Below are 22,436 nucleotides of genomic sequence, written 5' to 3'. Positions count from 1 at the left end.
CCCCCCGACCCCGCTGCGCATCGAGCCCGTGTCCGTACCGGGGTTCGGCTTCGAGCTGAAGGACATCTCCCCCGCCTCACGCGAGGCGCCGTCGAAGGGCACCTCCGGGGCGCTGGCGCCGCTGCTGGGCGCGGGCGAGGTGTGGCTGGCGCTGCCGGGACGGCCACAGGCGTGGCGCGCGCAGGGGCCGCCGTTCCTCACGGTGCTGGAGCTGTCCCGCCAGGCGGTGGAGCTGGCGCGGGCCGTGGAGCTGGGCGAGGCCCGCTTCGAGTTCGAGCCCGCGGGCGTGCGCCCCCTCTTGACGCTGGACCTGCCGGGACGGCGGGCGAAGCTGGGGCCCACCGGCGCCTGGTTCGAGCTGGAGTCCTCGGCGCTGCTGTCCGCCCTCTTCCAGTTGGGGGAGGCGCTGGGCCTGGCGTTCGCGGAGGCACACCGGGTCCAGGTCTCCAACCCGTACCTCGTGGAGCTGGCGGAGCGTTGCCGCGAGGGGCTGTCGCACCTGCGGGGGGCCCACAAGCCCCCCGAGGCCGAGGGCGAAGCGCGCGAGCGCAAGAGTCCTCCGGCGCGCGGCGAGTCCCGGCCCCTGAAGGTGCCCGGAAAGCTGCGGCGGCTGCGCTTCGAGAAGCTGTGGGAGCAGCGCGGGCTGGAGGAGCCGGAGGAGGCGCGGCTGCTGCTGGGCCGGCACGGGCCGGTGTACTGCGCGCCGGGGCTGGCGGGCGCGTTCTCCCGCAAGGATGGCGCCCTGCTATGGCGGAGGGCCGCGTCGCTGGGCGTGGCGGCGTCCGCGGATGGCCATGCGGTGGCGGCGGATGACGCGCGCGTGTACGGCTTCACCGGCCGGGGCGCGGGCGCGCGGTGGCTGCACGACCATGACGGCATCCCCCTGGGACCGCTGCTCCTGAGCCAGGACGGGCTGCTGCTGACGCTGTCGGAGGACCGCACGGCGGTGGCCTTCGCGGAGGCCTCGGGCCGCGAGGTGTGGCGACTGGCCCCGCCACGCACGCAGCGCGGATGGTTGGCCACGCAGGGGCACCGGGCGCTCCTGTCCACGGACTCGGGCTACCTGTATGGCCTGGACCTGGAGGACGGCCAGGTGCGCTACCGGCTGCGCTCGCCGCTGCCTTTCCATGGGCCTCCGGTGGCGTGGGGCCGGCGCTTCCTGGCGCTCCTGGGGCGCGGCTCGCATCACGCGCTGCTGCTGGCGGACGCGCACACGGGCGAGGCGCAGTGGACGTTCGAGCCGGACCTCACCCTGCCCTCCACGCCGCTGCCGGTGGGCCAGCGGGTGCTGCTGGCCGGGATGCGCGACCAGGACGGGTTCCTGGTGTGCCTGGACGCACGGGGGCGCAAGGTCTGGGAGCGCGCGCTGCACCTGGGGCCCGGGCCCTATGCGCTGGCGCCGCTGCCTCGCGCGGTGGTGGTGACGAGCGCGTCCGGGGCCGCCGCTCGCGTGGCCCTGTCCGGACAGGTGGACTGGCACGTGGGGGCCGCGGGTGAGCCGCTGATCACCGCGCTGCCCGCGCGCACCGCCCGCGACGTGACGCTCATCGCGGGCGAGGTGGTGCGCGCGGTGGATCCTCGCGGCGGGCAGGTGCTCGCGGAGGTTCGCGCGGGGGTGGGGCTCGTCGCGCTCCAGGCCGACGTGCGCCTCAACCTGTACTTCCTGGACGACGCCGGCACGCTGTCCGCGTACCGGCTGGGTTCGCACTTCGCCGTCGTGAAGTGACGGAGTAACGAACGAAGGGCTACTCGCCCTTCTTGGCGGAGGCCTTGGCCGGGTCGATGTCCTCCTCCGGCCGCTCCTCCTGCGTGGCGCCTTCCCACGTCTCGTTGGCGCCCAGCTTCCACTCCGACGGCACGTCCAGCTTCCACACGTAGGTGGCGTTGGCGTTGCCACCGGACGCCGCGTGCGAGGCGACGTTGATGGTCATCTCCAGCTTCGACACGTCCGCGGGCAGCAGGTCCAGGTCGTAGTGCCCCAGCAGCATCTGCGGAGGGAACCCGGAGATGAGGCGCTCGGGGTAGTCGATCTTCATCGACGGATCCGCGCCACGCATCTCGCCCAGCAGCTTGCCCTTCGCGTCGGTGAGCTTCCACACCGTGTCGAACGAGGCGCTGGTGACCATCTTCTTCACCTTGCCCTCGTCCTTCTCCACGCGCTGCGCGCCCCAGAGCACCAGCTGCAGGCGGATCTGCGGCTTGCCCATCACCATCACCACGTCGTTGGACACCACGTCCAGGCGCATGCCCTTGTCCGTGGCGGTCCACATCGGGCGGTAGCGGCCCTCGTGCATGGCGTCGAACTGCTTGCGCGCGTACTCGTAGAAGGCCTTGCGATCCGTCGCGCGGTTGTCCTTCTTCTCTCCGCCCGACTCCGCGCGCTGCTCCAGCTCCGCCAGGTAGCTGTCGAACTTCGGGTTGCCGTTGTACTGCTTGATGTGCGCGTCGACGTCGTCGAAGTACCCCTTGAAGAAGGACTTCAGCTCGTCCTTGTAGGAAGCCTCATCCGGGTTGGAGCGCATCCAGCCCACGCGCTCCATGTAGACGGACTGGATGCGGCGGAAGTCCGCGTCCCGCTCCGCCTCGTGAGCCCGGGCGGAGGCGGTGCGGTGACTCGCCACCGCGGCGACGATCACCAGGGCGATGACAACGATGATTCCGAAGTAGCGCTTCAAGCGACAGGCTCCTGTGCGTTCGGGCAGGCAATGATATGAGCCGCATCATCGTGCCCCAGGCCGAGGGAATCCACCTGTTCACCGTGCCCCTTCCGCTAGAGGAAGGAGAGCTGCTGGGAAGCCCCCAGATTGCCTGGCAGGCCTTCGGGAAACCGTCGGATGGCAAAGCGGTGGTGGTGCTGCACGATTTGTCACATTCCCACCAGGCCTTGAGCACGGAAGTGAACGGCGCATACCAACCTTCGGGCTGGGGGCGCGAGCTGATGGGCCCGGGCAAGGCGCTGGACCCGGAGGTGACGCCGGTCATCGTGCCCAATCTGCTGGGCAGCCCCTTCGGATCCACCTCGGCAGTGACGCCGGATCCACACACCGGAGCACCGTGGGGCACGTCGCTGCCGCCGCTCACCGTGCTGGACATGGCGCGCGGCGTGTCCGCGCTGCTGCGGGCCCAGGGGCTCACGCATGTGCGGGCGCTGGTGGGCGTGGGCCTGGGCGGCCTGGTGGCGCTGCGGCTCGCGGCGCTCTTCCCGGAGCTGGCGGACGGCGTGGTGGTGCTGGGCGCGGCGCGGGCCCTGCCAGAGGGACTGCGCGAGAAGCTGGGCCTCACGTCACAGGTGCTGCGCATGGCGCCCGACAACGAGGACACCCCGCCCCTGCGCGAGCGCGCGCCGAACCGCACGCTGGCGCGGCTGCGGATGGACTACCTCAAGCTGCTCTACGGACGCGACCACCTGGGCACGGCCTATCCGGACAGCGCGGCGGCGCAGGCGGCGCTGGAGGCGGAGGCCGCGTCGTTCGCGGACACGTTCGATCCCGTCGCGTGGTCGATGCTCTGCTCGGCGTACGCGGGCTGCGATTTGACGGAGACGTTCTCGCGCATCCGCGCGCGGGTGCTGCTGCTCGCGGGCGCGACGGACGCGCTGGCGCCCGCGGGACGCGTGCGGGACACGTACCACCAGCTGACGGCGGCGGGCGTGCAGGCGCGGTTCGTGGAGCTGCAGGGGCCGGGGGATCACGGCACCCTGCTGTCGGACGCGCACCGGCTCAAGGGGCCGGTGCAGGACTTCCTGCGCTGGCTGCGTGGATAGCTGGCGCTAGCGCTGCGACTGGTGCTGGCTGGCGAGCCGCGCCCGGAGCGCGCCCACGAGCATCCCGATGGCGATGTCGTTGTTGCCGCCGTGCGGGATGATGATGTCCGCGTGGTGCTTGGACGGCTCCACGAAGCCCATGTGCATGGGGCGCACGTGGCGCAGGTACTGGCCCACCACGTGGTCGAAGTCGCGGCCGCGGTCCTTGATGTCGCGGGTGAGGCGGCGAAGGATGCGCAGGTCATCGTCCGCGTCGACGTAGATCTTCACGTCCATCTCGTCGCGCACTTCCTTCATGTGCAGCACGAGGATGCCCTCGATGAGGATGATGTCCCCGGGGTCCACGCGGTGCGTGTGCTGCTGGCGTCCGGACGTGACGAAGTCGTAGACGGGCTTCTGGATGGCGTGGCCCTGCTTGAGCGCGCGCAGGTGGCTGACCAGGAGCTCCGTGTCGAACGCGTCGGGATGGTCGAAGTTCACCTCCCGCCGGTCCACCAGGGACATGTCCTTCAGGTCCCGGTAGTACGAATCCTGATCAATGAAGGCGACCCGGCAGTCGGCGAGGGCCTCACGCACCTTGCGGGCCACCGTGGTCTTGCCTGACGCGGTGCCGCCCGCGATGCCAACGACGAGGGGTGACGACATGCGGCGGGCAGTACCCCACCAGACAGGTGGGCGCAAGGATCCGTTGACCCACCGACATCTGGCGTCGCTTATGCCCGCCGCAAGAGCCCGCGCCCCTGCCCTTCCGCGAGCAGCCACGCGGGCAGGGCCTCCACCGGACGAGGGCCCTCGGCCAGCCCCCGGAGCCCCTCGGCCACCTCCGGCGGCAGCGTCAGGACCTCGAAGCCCGTCCCCTTCCGGCGGATGGCGAAGCGCCACGGGCCCGGACCCGGCCGGGCCGCCACCTGCGCCAGGGCCTCCAGGCCGGACACCTCCAACGCCCCGCAGGCCCACGCACGGCCGGTGAGATGGCGCCGCAACGCCCGTACGGCGAAGACGAGCTCCGTCAGGTCCGCGGGGAAGGAGCCCAGACGGACGTCCTCGGCCAGCGCCACCTGGCCCGGGGCGGGGGCCGGAGGCTCCTGGAGGAAGGCGTGCGGCAGCATCATCTCCAGCGACAGCGCGGCGGCCACCCCGTCCGACGGCGCGGCCATCACGCGCTTGCGCGCCCAGGACGCGAACGCGTGGGACAGGGACCTGCCCAGCCCGTCGAAGAGGCCTCGGTACTCGCGCGAGCGGGTGAAGGACTCCAGCCCCTCCGGCGTCGCCGCGAGCAGCAGGCGCGTCAGGGGCCAGTCCTTGTCCAGCTGCTCGGCCACCACCGCCAGCCGGAAGTCCCGGTCCGCTCGCGTGCCCTCGGGGTCCTCGTCCTCCGTGGCCGGCGTGACGCCGTGGCCCGCGTCGAACAGCGCCCACGGACGGCTCTCCCCGGTGAGCGCGGGCACGGGCTCGCGCGACGCGGGGAGCGTGAGGGGCGGACGTGACTCCTTCGGGACGAGCGCACGCAGCCGCCGCAGCGACGCGAGCGCCACCTCCGGCGGATGGCCGTCGCCCTCGAAGGTGACCGCGCGCAGACGGGGGCAGCGCGGGAGCACCTCCGCCAGCAGTTCGAACAATTCCTCGCGCACGGGCTGCGTGTGGTCATCCACGTAGAAGGTCCGCCCTCCCCTGCGCGTCACCACGCCGCCCGCGATGTGGATCTCCACCACCTGATCCAACGGGAAGCCGTCCAGCCCCGTGCGCAGGGACAGCCCCGCGGAGAGCTGGTGGCTGAAGAGGTGGCCCAGGTCCAGCAGCAGCGGCAGGCCCGTGCGCGCGTGCAGCTTCGCCATGAAGTCCAGCGCGTGCAGGCCGCCGCGCGTGGCGAGGACAGCGGGGTTCTCAATCACCAGCGGGACGCTCAGCCCCGCCTGGATGTGGAGCGCGTGCGCCGCGCTGTCCCGCACGCCCGCTTCGCTGAACGGCGGCGTGACGTAAAGGTAGCCAGGGAAGGGCTGGCCGCCCGCGTGCCACCAGCCCACGTCGTTGCCCACCCACGGGCTGCCCACCGCGCGCGCGTGCGCATCCAGCTCCGCGATCGCGGACGCGGGCTCCAGCTCCGGGCCCCACAGGTTCAGGTGCACGGGATGGAAGAGGACCGGCACCTCCGAGCGCCGGCGCCACATCTCCGGAAAGAGCGAGGCCTGCGCCCTCGCCTCCTCCAACGCGATGGGCGCGCTGTACTCCACGAAGTCGAAGAGGCCGGGCGCGGCATCGAGCAACCGGTACGGGTGCGGCACGTCCGAGGCGCTCAGGTTGCTGCTCAGCCCCAGCCCCATCCAGGGCAGTGACCACGAATCCGATGCAGGGCGCGTCATGGGCACACCCTAACCAGCCCGGCCCCTCGTGTGGGGCCCACCTTCAGGCGGCGGCCGTTCCAGCCGGACGTCCTGGGGGGTGATCGGCCGTCCATCCGCCGCACGGATCTCCAGCGGCTTCAAGGGCAGGCCCTGCTCCCTGTCGAGCATCCGCGTGCGCCGCTCCCCGGGTTCGAAGCAGTGCTCCACGCCCCACTGGCTCAAGGCGACCATGATGGGGAAGAGGCTCTGACCCTTCGGCGTCAGCACGTACTCCTGCCAGGCGCTGCCGTCGGAGGCCGGTCGGGTCTCGAGGATGCCGTGGTCCACCAGGTGCCGCAGGCGCTGGGCCAGGATGTTCTTCGCCACGCCCAGGCTCTTCTGGAACTCGCCGAAGCGCCGCAGGCCCGCCTGCGCATCGCGCACGATGAGCAGCGACCACCAGTCCCCGATGACGTCCAGCGACCGGGCCACCGGGCACACCGCCCCCTCCATGCTCGTCCGCTTCATCACCGCCTCCTTCCAGGGACGCGTCCCTCGGACCGTTCCACAACTGGTTGCATAACGAAACCGGGGCTTTTATTCATCCGACAGGTGGTTTCATCATGAAACCAGTCAAACCGGAGGCAGTCAGATGCGGCTCAAGGGAAAGACGGCGCTGATCACGGGCGGTAACAGTGGCATCGGGCTGGCGACGGCGCGGTTGTTCGTGGCGGAGGGGGCTCGGGTGGCCATCACCGGGCGCAACCCGGAGACGCTGGACGCGGCGGTGAAGGAGCTGGGCGGGAACGTGCTGGCGGTCCAGGCGGACGCGACGGATCCGGCGGCGCTGGAGCGCGCGGTGGCGGCGACGGTGGAGCGGTTCGGCGGGCTGGACGTGGTGTTCGCGAACGCGGGCATCGCGGCGCAGACGTTCGTGGGCAAGACGACGCATGAGACGTTCGCGTCCGTCCTCCAGACCAACATCACCGGCGTGTTCTTCACGGTGCAGGCCGCGGCGGCGCATCTGAAACCCGGCGCGTCGGTCATCCTCACCAGCTCGGTGCACAGCGAGCTGGGCATGCCGGGGTACTCGGCCTATGCCGCGAGCAAGGGCGCGCTGAAGGCGATGGCGAGCGTGCTGGCCGCGGAGTTCGCGCCCAAGGGCGTGCGGGTCAACGTCGTGTCACCGGGCGCGACGCGCACGACCATCTGGAACGCGCAGGCGCCCACGCCGGAGGCCTATGCGCAGTTGGACCGGAAGATCTCCGCCACCATTCCGCTGGGCCGCATGGGTGAGCCCGAGGAGATCGCGAAGACGGTGGTGTTCCTCGCCTCGGATGACGCGTCGTACGTGAACGGTCAGGACCTCTACGTCGATGGTGGCGTGAACGGCGCCGCGCTGGGGGCGCCCCTGTTCCGCGCGCCGGGTCCGGCCTGAGGGGGGTGGCCCTGCCTCATCCCCAGGCAGGGCCGTTTCATCACGGGTGAATCAGGTGCACATCAGCCACGAGCACTTGCCGGACTGGCACTCACGGCCGGAGGAACACAGCGAACCCTTGGCCCGCTTGTTCACACACTTGCCGTCATTGGTGCCCCAGCCGCAGAACTGGTTCGCGGCGCAGTGCGAGTCCACGGAGCAGGTGCAGACGCCCGGGATGTCACCGCAGTTGTCCAGCGCGTTGCACGCGCCGCTCTTGCACTCCTGATCGAAGCGGCACGTCTCCGACACCAGCTTGGTGCTGGGGGCGTAGGCCTTGCCGCAGATCTGCGGGAACGCCGCCTCGCGGGTGGCCTTGGGGACGTAGGCCGCGACGCCGCCCGTGTCGATGTCGTTGGCCGCGTCCGCCATGCCCGTGCGGGTGCCGTTGGCGCGCTCCCACATCCGGATGAAGTTCTCCGCGGAGCCCTCCAGGCCCGTGGTGTTGACGCCCAGCTGCTTCAGGTCCTTCACCACGTCCGGCAGCAGGCCCACGTGGGCCAGGCCGTACACGTCGAAGTCGGTGCCCAGGGGCGGCGGGCCGGAGACACGCTGCTGCTCCTCCTGCGCGTCCGCCTCCGCGTGGAAGCCGGCGGAGCACGCGCCGAAGTCACCGAAGCGCGGGCGCGTCTGCTGGATGAAGCCGTTGAGGTCCGCTCCGAAGCCCATGTTGACCTTGAGGCCCTGGCGGCCGAACTCGTACGCCTGCGCCAGCGAGCGCGTGGAGCCCTGGCAGTTGTTGGCCACGGGCGTGCGGGTGTAGTCGCGCGTCTCGTCGTGCGCGGTGCGCAGGCCGAACATGCCGCCCGTCTGGCGCACGTAGCGGACCACCCACGACGGCGTCGTCTTCTCGTTGGCGGCGAGGTCCGGGTTCATCACCTCGCGGAAGTGGCCGTGGGAGATCATCAGCGGGTAGTAGGTGCGGCCCTGGGACAGGGCATACGCGTCCTGCACGCTCTTCTCGGACATGTGGGCCATGTCGATGAGCATCCCCTTGTTCATCATCTCCTGGACCAGCGCCTTGCCGTCCGCGGTGAGGCCCTTGGTGTTGCGGCAGTTGGCGTCCACGTCGAAGCCCAGCGTGAAGCCGTTGCCGGTGAGGCCGCAGTCCGTGTCGATGTGACAGTTCTCCAGGAACTGGGCGACCTGGAAGATGGCGTTGTGCGGGGCCGCGCCGCCAAAGCGGTTGTCCAGCTGGTGCACGGGCTGCAGCGAGCGCACGCCCAGCGAATAGACGCGGTTCAACTCCGCGCGCCAGTCCTTCGTGCCGAAGAGCTTGCTGGACTCGATGGAGAGCACCATCGCGAGCTTGCCGGAGGCGATGATCTGCCGGGCGTGCGCGGGCGACAAGGCGATCTCCGCCCAGTCCGTGCGCGCGTCGAAGTCGCGGGCCATCTGGAGCTGGACGTCCACGTCCATCATCTCGTCACAGGGCCGCTTGAGGTTCTGGTACGGCAGCGCCTTGCAGAGGAACTCGTTGCTGACGAGCGACACCATGACCAGGGACATGCCGCCCTGGCGGGCCTTGTTCAGCCAGCCCTCCCACGCCTGCTGATGCGCGATGGTGTCCCAGCGCGGCCACTGGGTGGGCGTCTCCATGCGGCCCAGGTGCAGGCCGGTGTCGCCCTCGGTGCCTTCCACCTGGCCAATGACTTCCGACGCCACCGCGCCGCCCACGCCGAAGACGTCCGACAGGATGGGGATGCCGCTCAGGTTCACGCTGCCGGCGTTGGGGCAGAGGTTGAGCATGTCGCGCAGGTCCATGCGGACGCGCGCGTGGTCGCTCTCCGGCATGCCGCCGTCACAGCTCGCGAGCGTGCCGGTGTGGCTGCCGTGGAACCACCCACCGGCGAACGCCTCCTCGGCGAACATGTGGTGGTGCATCTCCGCGAAGCCGCTCACCGCGAGCGGCTGGGCCACCTCCGCGGGAGCCTCCGGCGCCACGGGCGGCTCGTCCGTGACGGGCCCACAGGCCAGCGCGAGCGACGTGGCCGCGAGCAGGGGCGAGAACAAATATCTTGAGACGATTCTGGAGCGACGCGACATGCAGTGCACCTTTCCCGGTGGGAGTGCACTGGGAGTATCAGTACCTGTTCCAACTAATCAATTCTCACGGTCTAAACATGGTGTTGCCTGGAATTGACGCGCTGCGCGATACGGTGGGTTGTCACGAACTCGTGCCGTGGCCATGTGTCCTTCATGGCGGCCACCGACACGCTTCCCAATCCTCCGCTGCCGGAGCTGATGAAGCGTGTGGGCTTCCGGCGGCGGCGGCGGGGGTTCGGCTCGGCCACCCAGCTGCTCTGGAACAGGGTGGAGAGCAACTCCTCGCTCCTCGCGCTGTGCAGGATCCGCGAAGGCCTCACCGCCGAGGATGAGGCCATCCTGGAGCAATGCCAGGAGAAGCTGGATGCCGCCCGGTGGTGCCTGGACAAGCCCGCGGGGCGCTGGTCCTTCTCCTTCTGGGAGCTCATCCACGAGGTGGACGGGCTGCTGCTGCTGGTGATGCCGGCGTCCACGCTGGTGCCCCGGGCGCTGGAGATCCAACAGCAGTTCGAACGCCGGGTGACGGACGCGCGAGCCCTGCTCTGGCTCGGCGCGGACAAGGCGAGCGGCCCCCTGCCCCGGTGCGTGCGCAGGCTGGCCCGGGTGGATGAGCCCGGGAGCGGAGCCGCCGCCCCCCCGCCCCTCGATGTGGAGCAGTCCCGCTACTGCCGCAGCGTGCTTCGCGGGGCGCTCGACACGGTCAACCAGCAGGTGGACAAGACGTTCTGGCAGCTCTCCATCAACGTCACGCTGCAGGTCTTCAGCACGCTGCTGCTGCTGGCGGTCTTCCTCATCTCCTTCGTGATGCTGTCGCCAGCGCTGATCCAGGAGTGGCCCCGGGACCTGGTGCCCACGGGCCTGCTGCTGGTGGGCTTCGCGGGGGCGTCCGGGGCCATCGTCTCCAACATGCTGTCGAAGGAGCGCTTCGTCGTCGCCACGGGGGCGACAGGCCGATTCTTCGCCTACCACCTGTTGGTGAAGCCCGTCATCGGCGCGTTCGCGGGGCTGATGCTCCTCTTCCTGGAGCAGTCCCGCATGCTGCTGTCGGTGGACACGCGGGACGGGACGACGTCCGTCGACGCCAGCACCACCCTCTTCCACATCGTCGTGAGCGACCACCAGGCCGTGTTCTTCACGCTGATGGCGCTGGCCGTCGTCGCGGGCTGGTCCGCGGACAAGCTCCTGAGCTCCATCATGGACAAGGTGCTGGGCCGGCTCCTGGGCCAGTCAGAAAAGCTGCTGCCACCGTCCAACCCCTCGGGCACGCCGCCGCCTCGCGCGCCGGTGACGCGGTGACGCTCACGGGGGGGCGTGGATCTCGTGGCGGCGGAGGGCCCTCCGGGTGAAGCGGGCCAGCGCGTCCAGCAGCTCGTCCGCCATGTGCAGGGCGTCGGGCCGCCAGGGGGCGGTGAAGCGCGCGTCCATGCTCGTCTGGCGGATGGTGGACAGCCATTCGTGCACCACCCGCTCGGAGTAGCCCGCGCTGCGGGCGGCCTCGTGCAGCAGGGAGTATTCGCGCAGGAGGAAGGTGGAGAACGTGACGGGGTCGTCCGCGCCCAGGGCGATGGGCACCGGCGGCGGTGCACCCTCTTCCGCGCGCGGCGGATTGAGCCGCAGGATGGGATGGTTGCGCAGGTCCAGCAGGTTGCCGATGAGCAGGTTGCTGGACGGGTTCACCTCCACGACCGTTCCGCGCGCGCCCACGTGCCGGCGCATCCCGTCTTGCACCGCGCGCAGTGCCGCCACCTCCGACGCGTCCAGCGGGATGTCCACCAGCTGCTGCCCCCGCTGGAACACGCGTTCGTCCTCCCGGTACGCGATGAGGAGACCGCGGACGTGCTCGGCGTTGAGCACCCGGCTCCAGTCCAGCCGGCGGAAGGTCCGGCTGAAGGCATCCAGCCCCACGCCGCCCTCCTCGCGCGCCAGTGGCGGGCACCAGAGGTTGTGCAGCACGTGGTGCGCTTCAGCCAGCACGTTTGGCGCGACGCACCCGCCGAAGACGGCTTCGGACAGCTCGCGCAGCTGGTTCTCCACCCGCTGCGTCCGTCCGGGTGGCGCCTCCGCGGCCAGCGCTGGCGGCAGCCGGTAGTCGCCGTACAACCGCCACTCGAAGACCAGGTCCCAGAGCCGGTCCTCGGCCGGCATCATCACCGCGCCCACGGACTCCGCCCACATCCCGGGCTCCACACCCAGCGCGGTGGCGTGGCCCAGCCGGCCTCCCGTGCGGTCCAGCAGGTAGTGCACGCTCTCGTAGATGCGGCGCAGGCCCTCCATGAGGTGCCGGTAGTCCTCGCCCACGTGGGACGTGAGCCGGAGCGGCGGAGCGCCCCGGGCCGCCCGCTTCGTCGCGGCGCGCGCGGCGCCCCACCGCACGTAGCGGTACAGCGGCACCAGCACCCATGTGGGCACGCTCAGCTCGTCCGACGCCACGTCCAGCCCTCGCACCAGCCAGAGCGACAGCGGCACCGCCTGCAGCAGATCCACCAGCGCCTCCACCTGCACCGACTGCGCGGCGAAGTAGTCGGAGAACCGTCCGCCCAGCCGCACCCGTCCCTCGGGGACCGGCTCCGCGTACGTCCCCATGCCGTGCGCGGGCGGCTGGCCCTGCATCCAGTGCCGGGCTGGATCCCGCGCCTTGATCAGGTGCATCACCACGCCGAACTCCGGCGGGCGTCCACCGACAGCGTGCTCCCCCGTGCGGCCCAGCACGCCCCGCCACGACTGCGTGAGGGAGGCCAGCTCCTCGGCGATCCGGACGGGATCATTCGCGAGGCTCGTGCGGACCTCCAGCGCGGCGATGGGCTGCTCTCCCCCGGCCACCGCGTAGGACACCTCCGCGCGCACGGCGCGCAGGGGGCGCTTCATCAAGCCCGGACGTCCGTAGAAGCGGATGAACCACTGGAGCCCCGCGGTCAGGGGGCGCTGAATGTAGGCGCGGTAGCAGAGGCACCGCACGCGCTGGACCTGCCAGAAGAGGCGCTCGAAGTGCACGTCGTGGAGGCCCGCATGCTCCAGGCTCGCCAGGTGCTTCAGGCCCGCGCGAACCAGCCAGCGCTCCCCTCCATTGGGAGCGCTCAGCCGCAGCCGCAACGCGACGGGGTCGCACCGCCGCCACACCTCGTCGAGCGTGCCGGGGGGATCGGACACGTTGCTGGCGGCCAACGGATGCAGGTCCTCGTAGAGGCCGCGCAGTTCGTCCAGCGCGGGGAGGATCTCCCGGCGTCCGCGGGAGAGCGCCTCCAGCGCCCGTGTGAGCACGCGCCGCCGCTGCGGCAGCCACGCCTGGAGCTCCGAAAGGCCGCGCACGAACTCCAGGAGCGGAGGCGTCTCGCGGCGCACGAGGACCTCCGCGAGCACGCAGCGGGTCACCGCGGTCGCGATCAGCCAGCGCAGCATCACCTCCGCGTCATCGAAGGGCAGCCCCGGCCCCGCCAGCAAGCGCGGATCCAGCCCCGAGTCGCCCACGGCGGACAGCAGCGACGCCCACAGGAGCGGAAAGTCCATGCCCGCGCCGACGTGGTGGTGGACCTCCGCCACGCCGCGATCCAGCAGGTGCCGCACCAGCAGGGGCGGTTCGATGTCCACCCGCGTGGGAGGCGGCTCCACCGGCACGGCCGCGAGCAACAGGTCCTCCGGCATCGCGAAGGTGAGCCAGCGGTAGTGCGTCAACGCCTCCACCGCTTCCGCGCCCGTGCCCTGGAAGATGACGGTGACGCCCGGCCGCCGCTCCAGGTGGGTGTCCGCCAGGTGCCGCAGGTAGTGGAACATCGACACGCCCTGGCGCGGAGCCCGCCGGTGGCTGATGTGCCCGCGCGAGGGAAACCAGAACGCGTCACGCACGGCGATGATCCGATCCAACGACCAGCCGCTGGCGTGCTCCGACAGCGTCTTCTCGCACTCGCGCCAGAGTTCCCGCGTGGGCCCGCCTGTCGCCCCGTCGAGCGAAGGCACCAGCTCCGTCACCGCCGAGCGGAAGGCGCCAAGGCTCGTCAGCGGGAAGCTGGCCACCTCCGCGCGCACGTAGGCCTCCGGAACGCGGCGAGGCGCCAGGTTGCCCGGCGGTGGGCGGGGGCCGTCAGAGGTCACGTGCGCTCTTCGGGAGGCGAGACCCCCAGGAGTGGCGTCAGGCCCAACACGACCCGGGCCAGCGGATCACCGTCGTGGTCCACCACGGCGAACCAGGCCTCCACCACGGTGTCGAGCCAACGGTAGTACGTGTCCGACGCGCGCCCCCCACCCGCGCCGAGCGCCAGGCGGAGCGACTCCGCCGCGCTGGAGCCATTCACCGCGTCGCGCACCCGCTGCTGCCGCAAGGCCGCGAGACGCGGTGCCTGCGTGCGCCAGTCCTTCACCAGGGCGTCCCAGCCGCCGCCCGCCCCCGTGGATCCGGGCGGCTGGTGCAGCAGGTCCCACGCATCGGAAGCGAGCGCGAACTCCGGCAGCACCTGGAGGGGCAGCGTGTTGCGCAGCCAGACCTGCGCCGTCCACAGCCGGTCATACCCGGCGCTGTGCTCGCGGATCCGCGTGACGAGCTCCGCCACCCCATCGCGCACGCGCTGCTCATAGGGATCCAGCGTGGCGTCCAGCCGCGACGCCCGCAGGGTGGACGCAGCGCCGCTGTGTTCATCTCCCCAGTCCCACCTGCCCATCGCCAGCCCGGCCACGGAGCAGATGTTCTCCACCCAGGCGGCCTGGATGAGGCGGGCGCGCAGGGCGGCGTCGTGGCCGTCCGTGGCGGTGAGGAACCCCTTGGAGATGCGCACGAGGAACGCGCGCCACTGCGCGGTGAGGACGGCGAACTCGATGAAGGTGTTCCACGAGGGAGGCGTCCACCAGAACCCGGCCTGGATGAACGGCTCCCCGCGCGCGTGGCCCGCCCAGAGCTCGTGCACGGTCACGATCATCTCCGGGCTCATCTCGAAAGGCGTCACATCCGCGCTCAGCACGCGGGGCCGTTCGAACAGCATCAGCACGTCATGGAGGATCATGAACCAGCCGGCGACGTTCGCGGGCAGGGTCGCTTCCCGGCCGGAGCTTTCGAGGTCCTCCAGCACCAGCACCACCTCGTGGAAGCGGCGCAGGTGCACCTCGGTGCCCAGCACCCGGGCGTATGCGCCCGTCCCGTTTCCACCCGGGTCACGGGGCGGCCCCTGCAGGACGCCATGCAGGCTGGTGCGCTTGGAGCGGCGGACGGGCTTGCCTGTCAGGTCCAGGCAGACGCGTCCCTGATCATCATGCCGGAGGATGTGGTGGTGCAGCTGTTCGCTGGCCCAGGCCGGGAGGTCGCTCTCGTCAATGGCGTTGCGGAGCATCTCCGTGGCCACCCGGACCGCGGGCTCGCCCTGTTCCGCGACCGGGGATCCGGAGCCAGGGGCGGACGCGCCGGAGGACAGGACCTCGCGCCGGACCGCGTGCCAGAGGTCCTGAAGGGTCCGGGCTGGCAGTGTGAGGGCGAGCTTTCCCGCCTGGGAGAGGAGCAGCTCGCTCACGTGGGCGTTGGGCTCCTGGGCCTCCGCGCCGTCGGTGCGGAGGCCTTCCCGGTAGCAGCGCGCCACGGCGGGCGTGAGCCGGTCCGCCAGGTCGAAGAGGTCCGCGAAGGAGTCCAGCACCTGCGATTCCGTCCGCCTTCCGCGAGGCAATTTCATGCGCCGCAGGAGTCCCCCCAGGGACAGGGACTCCCCCTGGCCGTCCACGGGGAAGCGCCAGGCTTCATGGGGTTCCACCGGATCCAGCGCGATGCGGTAGCTGGGAGGCAGCGCACGGCGCAGCGTGGTGGCGGCCTGCCGCCGGGCAATGGCGAGCGATTCCTCCTGCCCGCGCGAACCGATGCCGGCCTGTCCGGAGACGATGAGCTCCTTCTGGAAGGAGCGCTCCATGAAGCGCTGGAACTCCTGATGGCCGGCGGCCAGGACGAACCAGAGGTGGCGGCTGGCCACCATGCGGGTGAGCTTCACGATGTTGTAGAGGTGGTCGATGCTGCGGTCGACGTTGTCGATGGGCAGCACGAGCAGCACCTGATCGCCGCCGGACGCGCCGAAGCGCGGCATGGACAGCGTCCGAGCCACGTCCTCCATGGCATCGGCGAAGCGCGGCTGGAAGTTGGCGTAGATTTCCGACGCGCGGATCTGCTGCTCCGCGCGCACGCGGGCGTCGGTGGTGGTCGGGATGTCCTCCCACATGAACGACGCGTCGCGGATGAGGTGATCCAGCTTCCCCCACGTCTCCTCGGCGCCCTCCTCCAGGATGGAAGTGGCCCACCGGGCGGAGTCCCCGCGCGAGCCCTTCGCGTGCCGGGGGTGGTCCAGCGCGGCCCGCACGCGGACCAGCAGCGTGGCCAGCAGGTTGGCCTGGGACGGGACGGGTTCCAGGTCGAGCGGCTCCAGCCAGAGGATGCGCCGTTCAATCCGTTCGAGCGTCCGAGACAGCGCGGCCACCTCGGGGCCCCCCGGCGCGCCGACGAAGCGCTTCCAGTCCCGCAGCGCCTGCACTGCGCTGAGCAGGAGCGTGGTCTTCCCGGAGCCCCGGGCGCCGGAGACGAGCAGGCTGGTGGAGAGGTGTTCGGTGCCGGCGCCCACCCCGTCCGAGGGGCCCTCGCAGGCGGCCTCCAGCCAGGAGAAGAGCTCCCGGAGGCCCCGCTGGGTGGGGGTCAGCAGGTCCGCCCACGCGAAGGCCCGGGCCTCCGGAAGGGGCGTCGGCAGGTACTGCGAGCCCGCCTCCGGGGCATCGTTCGGTGTCGTGGCCATGACCCCGGAGGATGGTCAGGGCCCACCGCCGTGCGAATCACCCTGGAGTGAGGCGGGATGTCACCCGGTGGAAGCAGACCGGGCGCGTCACCGCCTCAAGAAGCCCGTTCGTTCGCCTCGAAGCGTTGCGCAAGGATGTCCGCGAGACCGGCGCCACAATGGCGCTGGGTCTCCCTGAGGAAGCGGCGGATGGAGTGGGCCGAAACAGACCGCGGGCCTCCCTCCAGCGCCGATGCCAGCGCGTCCCGGGTCAGGTGCACGACGGCTTCATTCGACTCCGACGCCAGTGCCTCCAGAGAAGCCGCCTGTTGCGCGCACCGAAGGTAGGACTCCGTGACAGCGGCCTCCAGGTCCGAGCCCGAGAAGAAGCGCTGGTTCACCCGGTTCTCCAGGAACAGCGGAGCCAGGATGTCGTTCAGCTCGGTATCGCTGGGAGCGGAGATCCGCTGTCCACCGCGCCCCAAGCGCGTCAGATAGTAGGAGACAATCTCGACGGACTCCTCGAGGTCCGGAGGTGGCACAGGGACGTAGCGTCCGAAGCGGCCACTGCGAATGACTGCCTCATCAAGCGCACCCAGGAAGTTGGTCGTGCCCACGATGATCCTGCGCAGTCGGCCGGCACGATCCAACTGGACGAGGAGTTCATTCACATCCGCCTTCTCGTCGCTGTGCATCTGGCCGTTACGCCGGGAGCGCGCCACCGCGTCCAGTTCGTCGAGCACGAGCATCCGCTTCTCCTGCTCCACGACCCAATCGAACTGTTCGCGGATCATCAGGCTTCCCCAGCCAACGTAGGGTCCCCGCAGGTCCGACGGAGAGAGCAATCGCACCTCCTGCTCGAGCTCACCCGCGATGGCGCGGGCAAGCAGCGACTTGCCGCATCCAGGAGGCCCGAAGAAGAGGATTCCCGAAGCCCGCGAGACATTGCGCAGCAATGCGCCCCGGCGCTCCGGCCAGATGATGTCGCGCTGGATCCGCTGCTTGACGGCGGTGTAGCCCGCTACGTCATCCAGGCCCGGCAGGCGATCCACATCGCGCTCGACCTTCTCGATGGTGGACTCACGCCGGGCCTCCTCCGGGTCCTTCACCTCCGAGGCGCTCTCCGTGAGCGGCCGTGGTTCGAGCTTCGCGAAGGTGGTCCCTGCCACAGGCACGAGGACCGCTCCTTCATCACCCAGGTGATGGGCGATGTCCGCCAGGAAAGGCCCCGCCCAGAGCAGGGCCTCGCTGGGAACAACGAGCGAGAACGCTTCCCCTGCCTTGCGTCGCGAGAAGATCTTCCGATGGTAGAAAGACTCCATCGGGCCGCTTCCCGCCAGCGTCTCGACTTCGAAGCTCCCCAGCCCTTCCACATGCAGGTCGGTCCGGGTCACCTCCTGTGTGGCGCCCTCCTCGTCCACGACCTCCACCCGGCTGTGTTCGAACTCAAGCTCCGCATCCGGACTCCGCAGCCCCACCCACTGCGCCAGGCGAGCCTTCAGTGACAGGGCCGTGGCGCTCTCGTTGCTGCCCTTGAACCGGGAAAGCGGAGCGCGCTTGAGCGTTTCTCCCCAGGAGTTCATCGCCTGCGCGGAGCCATGGGCACAGGCCTCCCGGCTCCACAGCACCAGCTTCAGCGGAGACAGCTCCGCCACGACAGCATCCGTGGCCTTCTCAGGATTGCCTCCCACCATCAACAAGAGCCGCGAGACGGGCGTGCCGTCACTGGCGATCGCCGTCGCGTCAAACTCGAAGACAGGGCCCGGCCAGGCGGAAAGCAGGCGTTGGAGATCCACAGGGGCGTCCGCATCGCGCCGGAGCGCGACGAGGTTGAGCGTGCGCGATTTGTCTTGAAGCCGGGGTCCATCCGACGCCAGCACGGACGGCCTGAGATAGCCGTGCAACAGCGTTGGAGGACCCCGGACCACGTCAGGCGCCTGGGGCTCACCGCTGCCAGTGCGGATGAAGCGCTGGGCTGCGCGATACGCCCATCCCATCACTGCTTCCCAGGTGGCCTGGAGCCAGTCCTTAGCGCTGCGACTGTCGGGCAGGTAGAGGAGCGCGAGGATGGGCTCGGGAGCAGTCAGGGCGCGAAGGAACGCGACTTCCCGATCCTGCGACAGGCCCAGCGCGCTGGGCCAGAACGGTTGGGGAAGCGCGAAGGATGAGGGCAGCCCTGGTTCCGGCTCGGCCGCGTCATCTGCCTCGTCCTCTTCGATGTCCGAGGGATCAATCAGGGCATCCCTCAGCCCCAGGACAAACGGTGCGTACCGGTCCCAGTTGCCCGTCGTGGGTTTGACCTCCAGGCCTGCCCGCTCCAACTGGCGCACGACGTTGCCCAGCGATGAGCGCTGCATCTTGACGTCCGACGCGTAGCCAAACGCCTTGACCAGTTCCGCGAGCGACGACTGGCCAGCCAGACTCAGTGAGTTGCTGAACTTCGCCTGGCGCCTGCGCGCATCCGCCATCCCCAGTGCCAGTGGCTCCACGTCGGACCGGGACACGCGCTCCAGCGTGTTGTCCTGCAGTGGCAGCCGGACCGTGAGCGTGTTGCCGTTGCGCCGGGTCACGATCCCGATGGGGTTGCCCGTCTGCTGCTTGAGGACGACGGTATCTCCAATCAGGACCTTCATGACGCTCGCCTCATTCCGAGAGATGGGCATGCGGCAGGCATGCTTTGAGTGCGAGCATCACACCCCACCGGGCGAATCCAGGCCATCCCTCCTATGGGTGAGGCGCATGGATGAAGCGGTCTACATCGGCAATCCTTGAGGCTCGGGTGCCCCGGTCACGCGCTCGAACGACAGCCCCAGGTTCCCAACCCGTTCGAGTGCGTTCTTGATGTCCTCCGACACGATGAACGCGGTCTTGAACTTCTTCAGCCGAAAGACATGCGCGCCCTCGGTCTTCGATGGGTCGATTCGGAGTCCATAGATCCAGCGGTACTCGCCTGCGTATTCGGGGAAGGAGCCCTGGGGGAAGTGCTGGACTTCCAGACATCGTTCTTCGTCGATGCAATCCACCACCTTGGTTGCATTGACGACGAAGTACTGTTCGGGCTCCCCAGCTATCGACACGGGAAAGAGCTGCACGTCGTTGAGCGCGAGCGTCCGGAAGACGTTCGCGACTGCTTCGCTGCCGATGGGCGTTTCCTCTACCCCCGCGAACACGAACGTGCGCTTCTCACCAGGATGCGAAATCTGGGCGCTGATGGGTCCAGGGGCTGGAAGGACGCGACCGTCCGTGAACAGCCAGGGTTCATCAAACGCCTCACCCGAATCCCGTGTCGGCGTCTCAAGGAGCCAGTGCGGAACATCAGCAAGATCCACCGAGTAAAAATGACGCTCCACCTTATCCCTCCACCTTCACAATGAAACTCCGCAGCGGAGAGCCTGGCGTCAACAGCTCGTTGGCTATCTTCGCAAGTTCCTCCATCAAACTGGCCCGGCAGGTCTCCGTCGTCCGGCATCGCACAACAGAACGGTCAAGGCGCCGAATCACCGCGCGGTGATAGAGCTCAGGGTGAGGTCCCTCGTGCCCTTTGAGCCGAACCTTGTTGGCAGCGTCTTCGAGCGTCATCCCGGCCTTCTTGAAAATCCTCTCGCACTGAGGCGTCCAAGGCCCCCCGTTCAAGGCGGAGATGGCATTCTTGTTGGTGCAGATGTGATGGACTGGCCCCTCCGCATCGCCCGGAGTGCCGTTCGAGGACATCGCCACGGCAGCGGTAGCCCCCGGAGCCAGCGCCACGTTCAGCACTCCAGCGGCGGGCATCGCGATTGACGACACGCCGCCATTCAGAGCTGCCGTAAGTTGGAATCCCGCCTCTGCCTGTCCTCGAAGCGCGGCCTGGGAGAAGCCCGGGAGCTTGGGGCCCTGGGCCGCCATCGCGCTCCTTCCACCAAGCGCTGCCGTGACCAGCAGCACCAGGACACGCGTGCCGTTCGTGCCGAGCACCTTCCCGAAGCGGTGACCGATATCCTGTAGCTCGATGACGCTCATGGCCCTCTCGGCATCGCCCCACAGCCTCACGAAGCCGCGCCCCATCTCCCAGACCGGTACCACACCGAGGTACGCAACCATCGCGGCAGTCAACGCCACCGCGATGACCTTGGTGACGGGCTCGGGCAAGGTCATCGTGAGAAGAACGCTCAGCGCCGCAGAGGTCACCATGGCCTTGAGCGCGGCCGGGTTGAGCATCTTGCCGAGTTCTCCCTCCACAGCCCCCCACACGGTATCGAGCGCGAAGGACAACGCCATGAGCGTCCGGTCCTTGCGCGAGAATGTCAGCCCGGTACCGCCCACCAGGGTCAGGCAGTCATTGGGGTCGGGGCAGATGCGCGCGTACAGCGACTCCGGGGTGCCCTCCGCTTCCGGATCCGCGATGCCCTTCGAGGAGGCAAGCAGCGTCATGGACCGAGCCCATCCACGTTGTTCCGCCGCATCGATCTCACGGAAGGCGACATCCATGCGGAGGTCGAGGATGAGCTGCGTGAGGGCTGACTTGAACTCCGACTCGTTCACCTCAACGGGCTCGACATCGACCGATTCGTGGACCACCTGCCTGCCGTTCCCCACGTCGATATGGACGACGCGAGTGGTCGTACACCCTTCCGCGAACAGCAACAACGCGATGACTCCGACCCAACGCACAGGCACCTCCAAAGCCGGGCCACCAGCGAATCAGGCAGCTCAGCACACCCTGGAGGCAGGTGGGACGATGTTCGCGCCGGCAAACGCCTCAGTGCGTCCGCTGCGCCAGCCACACGCAATGACTGGCGCAGTCCGGATTGTCGAAGATCCGCTCGACTACCGAGAATCCGTTGTCCGCGATCCGGCGCGTGTATTCCTCCGGCGCGAGGCTGCTTGGAACTGTCGCGAGAGGGCCAAGATGCGCATGTCCGCGACCCGCCAATCCCCATCACGCAGGGTGGCGCGGCAATGTGCAATGAGCCGCGGCGAGGTGTCGATCGCCGCTCCCCCGCTCGACGAAGGTCCGCAGCCTACTCATCGTAACAGGGGCCGCACTGGCGGACCTCGACGGTGGACCACTCCGCGGCGGGGCACTGCGTGGCCAGCTCCAGCGCCTCCTCCCGCGTCTTCACGTCCACGAGGAAGAAGCCGCCGATGATCTCCTTGGACTCGGTGAACGGCCCGTCGCTGAAGCTGAGCTTCCCGTCGCGCCGCTCCACCCGGATGCCCTCCGCGTCCGAACGCAGCGAGTCCCCCGCCAGGAAGATGCCTCGTGCCTGGAGCCCCGCCCCGAAGCGCAGCATCCGCTCCATCCGGTCCGCCGACACGCGCTTCTCCTCCTCCGTGAACGCCTTGCTGTTCCCCACCTGCTTCACCACCAGCATGTATGACATTCCAAGCTCCTTCCGGGCGCCGTGAGTCAGTTCCCCATCGCAACGGCCCGGGGACCCGCATCCACCGCGACGGCCAGCGGTGGCGCGGCGGAGGACCAGAGCTGCTCGGGAGGCTCTCCGAACGTGTCCGGCACCGCATGGATGGCGTAGACGCATTCGTGGAGGTTGTCACTCAGCTCGCAGAGCAATTCGCTTCGCCCTGCGTGGAGGTCCACCTCGTGGAGCGCCGCGGGACATTGGCTGCCCACGATGAAGCGCTGACCTCCCAGCGGCGCCAGTCCGCGCGCGAAGGCCGGCTTGCCGGGCACCCGGACCTGGCGCCGCCCGCTCCCATCCACCGCCTGGCGCACGAGCTGGGAGGAGTGCGTGTCGTTGAAGACGAGCGCATCCTCGTCCCAGTTCAGGTTGTGGTTGGGGATCTTCACGCCGTCCTGGCGCGCCACGATGCGCGCGGGCCCGTTCTCCGGTAGCAGCACCCCCAGCCACGTGGAGGACGAATAGCGGGCCCCCAGGAAGCGCATCGCGAACATGCGCGAGGGCCGCGCCAGCGGCGTGTCCAGGCCCACGCCCTTGAGGATCCTTCCAGGCAAGCCCAGCAGGCTCTGGAACCTGCGCGTCGCTCCCGACGCCACGAAGCCAAAGGACAGCAGCAGCCCTTCGGGCGCGCGCGCCACGCCGTTGATGTGGACGAAGTCGTAGAGCGGCGGAAGCTGGCGCGGATCCCGGTAGTCCACCTCCGCGGCG

The 22,436-nt window shown here is 69.6% G+C and carries 16 protein-coding genes; 4 read left to right on the top strand and 12 right to left on the bottom strand.

Annotated features, from left to right (window positions below; translation table 11 throughout):
- On the top strand, positions 1-1,726 hold a 1,726-nt coding region (locus D7X32_RS32465; RefSeq protein WP_244239304.1), incomplete at its 5' end, for an outer membrane protein assembly factor BamB family protein.
- A 19-nt stretch (positions 1,727-1,745) separates the two neighbouring features.
- On the opposite strand, the gene D7X32_RS32460 is transcribed toward D7X32_RS32465, so the two are convergent.
- Complete coding sequence (locus D7X32_RS32460) at positions 1,746-2,675, bottom strand: hypothetical protein (protein WP_171447221.1); 930 nt, start codon at positions 2,673-2,675, stop codon at positions 1,746-1,748.
- 35 nt (positions 2,676-2,710) lie between these two features.
- Between D7X32_RS32460 and D7X32_RS32455 the strand changes: the two genes are divergently transcribed.
- A complete protein-coding gene (locus D7X32_RS32455; RefSeq protein WP_216617942.1) occupies positions 2,711-3,763 on the top strand; it encodes an alpha/beta fold hydrolase in 1,053 nt (350 codons plus the stop codon).
- Between the two features lie 6 nt (positions 3,764-3,769).
- Here the strand turns inward: D7X32_RS32455 and udk are convergent, their stop codons facing one another.
- From udk to D7X32_RS32440, 3 genes are all read right to left on the bottom strand, one after another.
- Entirely contained in the window at positions 3,770-4,408 is a 639-nt protein-coding gene (gene udk, locus D7X32_RS32450) for a uridine kinase (protein WP_120606444.1), read from the bottom strand.
- Between the two features lie 68 nt (positions 4,409-4,476).
- The gene (locus D7X32_RS32445) at positions 4,477-6,123 is read right to left on the bottom strand and encodes an MbnB/TglH/ChrH family RiPP precursor modification enzyme (protein ID WP_120606443.1); all 1,647 of its coding nucleotides are present in this window, start codon (positions 6,121-6,123) and stop codon (positions 4,477-4,479) included.
- Positions 6,124-6,132: 9 nt separating this feature from the next.
- Positions 6,133-6,612, bottom strand: a complete 480-nt coding sequence (locus D7X32_RS32440; protein WP_120606442.1) for a winged helix-turn-helix transcriptional regulator — start codon at positions 6,610-6,612, stop codon at positions 6,133-6,135.
- A gap of 124 nt (positions 6,613-6,736) precedes the next feature.
- On the opposite strand from D7X32_RS32440, the gene D7X32_RS32435 reads away from it, so the two are divergent.
- Positions 6,737-7,522, top strand: a complete 786-nt coding sequence (locus D7X32_RS32435) for an SDR family NAD(P)-dependent oxidoreductase (RefSeq protein ID WP_120606441.1) — start codon at positions 6,737-6,739, stop codon at positions 7,520-7,522.
- A gap of 51 nt (positions 7,523-7,573) precedes the next feature.
- On the opposite strand, the gene D7X32_RS32430 is transcribed toward D7X32_RS32435, so the two are convergent.
- Complete coding sequence (locus tag D7X32_RS32430; RefSeq protein WP_120606440.1) at positions 7,574-9,607, bottom strand: membrane dipeptidase; 2,034 nt, start codon at positions 9,605-9,607, stop codon at positions 7,574-7,576.
- A gap of 153 nt (positions 9,608-9,760) precedes the next feature.
- Between D7X32_RS32430 and D7X32_RS32425 the strand changes: the two genes are divergently transcribed.
- On the top strand, positions 9,761-10,903 hold the full coding sequence (locus tag D7X32_RS32425; RefSeq protein ID WP_147450350.1) for a hypothetical protein: 1,143 nt from the start codon (positions 9,761-9,763) through the stop codon (positions 10,901-10,903).
- A gap of 3 nt (positions 10,904-10,906) precedes the next feature.
- On the opposite strand, the gene D7X32_RS32420 is transcribed toward D7X32_RS32425, so the two are convergent.
- The 7 genes from D7X32_RS32420 to D7X32_RS45665 form a co-directional block, all read right to left on the bottom strand.
- Positions 10,907-13,693: an amidohydrolase family protein gene (locus D7X32_RS32420; protein ID WP_120606438.1), complete on the bottom strand. Its 2,787-nt coding sequence runs from the start codon at positions 13,691-13,693 to the stop codon at positions 10,907-10,909.
- On the bottom strand, positions 13,690-16,350 hold the full coding sequence (locus tag D7X32_RS32415) for an ATP-binding protein (RefSeq protein WP_120606437.1): 2,661 nt from the start codon (positions 16,348-16,350) through the stop codon (positions 13,690-13,692). Before D7X32_RS32415 ends, D7X32_RS32420 begins: the two co-directional genes overlap by 4 nt.
- Before the next feature lie 95 nt (positions 16,351-16,445).
- Positions 16,446-18,962 (bottom strand): AAA family ATPase, encoded by a 2,517-nt coding sequence (locus tag D7X32_RS32410; protein WP_158625804.1) that lies wholly within the window; start codon positions 18,960-18,962, stop codon positions 16,446-16,448.
- A gap of 120 nt (positions 18,963-19,082) precedes the next feature.
- A complete protein-coding gene (locus D7X32_RS32405; RefSeq protein WP_171447227.1) occupies positions 19,083-19,679 on the bottom strand; it encodes an imm11 family protein in 597 nt (198 codons plus the stop codon).
- Position 19,680: 1 nt separating this feature from the next.
- Entirely contained in the window at positions 19,681-20,979 is a 1,299-nt protein-coding gene (locus D7X32_RS32400; RefSeq protein WP_120606435.1) for an AHH domain-containing protein, read from the bottom strand.
- A gap of 350 nt (positions 20,980-21,329) precedes the next feature.
- Entirely contained in the window at positions 21,330-21,692 is a 363-nt protein-coding gene (locus D7X32_RS32390) for a YciI family protein (protein ID WP_120606434.1), read from the bottom strand.
- 26 nt (positions 21,693-21,718) lie between these two features.
- Positions 21,719-22,436: hypothetical protein (locus D7X32_RS45665; RefSeq protein ID WP_158625803.1), on the bottom strand; the 718-nt coding region annotated here is incomplete at its 5' end.

This window comes from Corallococcus carmarthensis, from assembly GCF_003611695.1.
GTDB classification, from domain to species: Bacteria; Myxococcota; Myxococcia; order Myxococcales; family Myxococcaceae; genus Corallococcus; species Corallococcus carmarthensis.
This window is presented reverse-complemented; position numbering and strand designations above follow the sequence as displayed.

Bases quoted from the DNA above. Each gene is read 5' to 3' on its own strand.
- D7X32_RS32445 (WP_120606443.1), bottom strand. From the start codon at position 6,123: ATGACGCGCCCTGCATCGGATTCGTGGTCACTGCCCTGGATGGGGCTG.
- D7X32_RS32410 (WP_158625804.1), bottom strand. From the start codon at position 18,962: ATGAAGGTCCTGATTGGAGATACCGTCGTCCTCAAGCAGCAGACGGGC.
- D7X32_RS32430 (WP_120606440.1), bottom strand. From the start codon at position 9,607: ATGTCGCGTCGCTCCAGAATCGTCTCAAGATATTTGTTCTCGCCCCTG.
- D7X32_RS32440 (WP_120606442.1), bottom strand. From the start codon at position 6,612: ATGAAGCGGACGAGCATGGAGGGGGCGGTGTGCCCGGTGGCCCGGTCG.
- udk (WP_120606444.1), bottom strand. From the start codon at position 4,408: ATGTCGTCACCCCTCGTCGTTGGCATCGCGGGCGGCACCGCGTCAGGC.
- D7X32_RS32415 (WP_120606437.1), bottom strand. From the start codon at position 16,350: ATGGCCACGACACCGAACGATGCCCCGGAGGCGGGCTCGCAGTACCTG.
- D7X32_RS32455 (WP_216617942.1), top strand. From the start codon at position 2,711: ATGAGCCGCATCATCGTGCCCCAGGCCGAGGGAATCCACCTGTTCACC.
- D7X32_RS32425 (WP_147450350.1), top strand. From the start codon at position 9,761: ATGGCGGCCACCGACACGCTTCCCAATCCTCCGCTGCCGGAGCTGATG.
- D7X32_RS32390 (WP_120606434.1), bottom strand. From the start codon at position 21,692: ATGTCATACATGCTGGTGGTGAAGCAGGTGGGGAACAGCAAGGCGTTC.
- D7X32_RS32435 (WP_120606441.1), top strand. From the start codon at position 6,737: ATGCGGCTCAAGGGAAAGACGGCGCTGATCACGGGCGGTAACAGTGGC.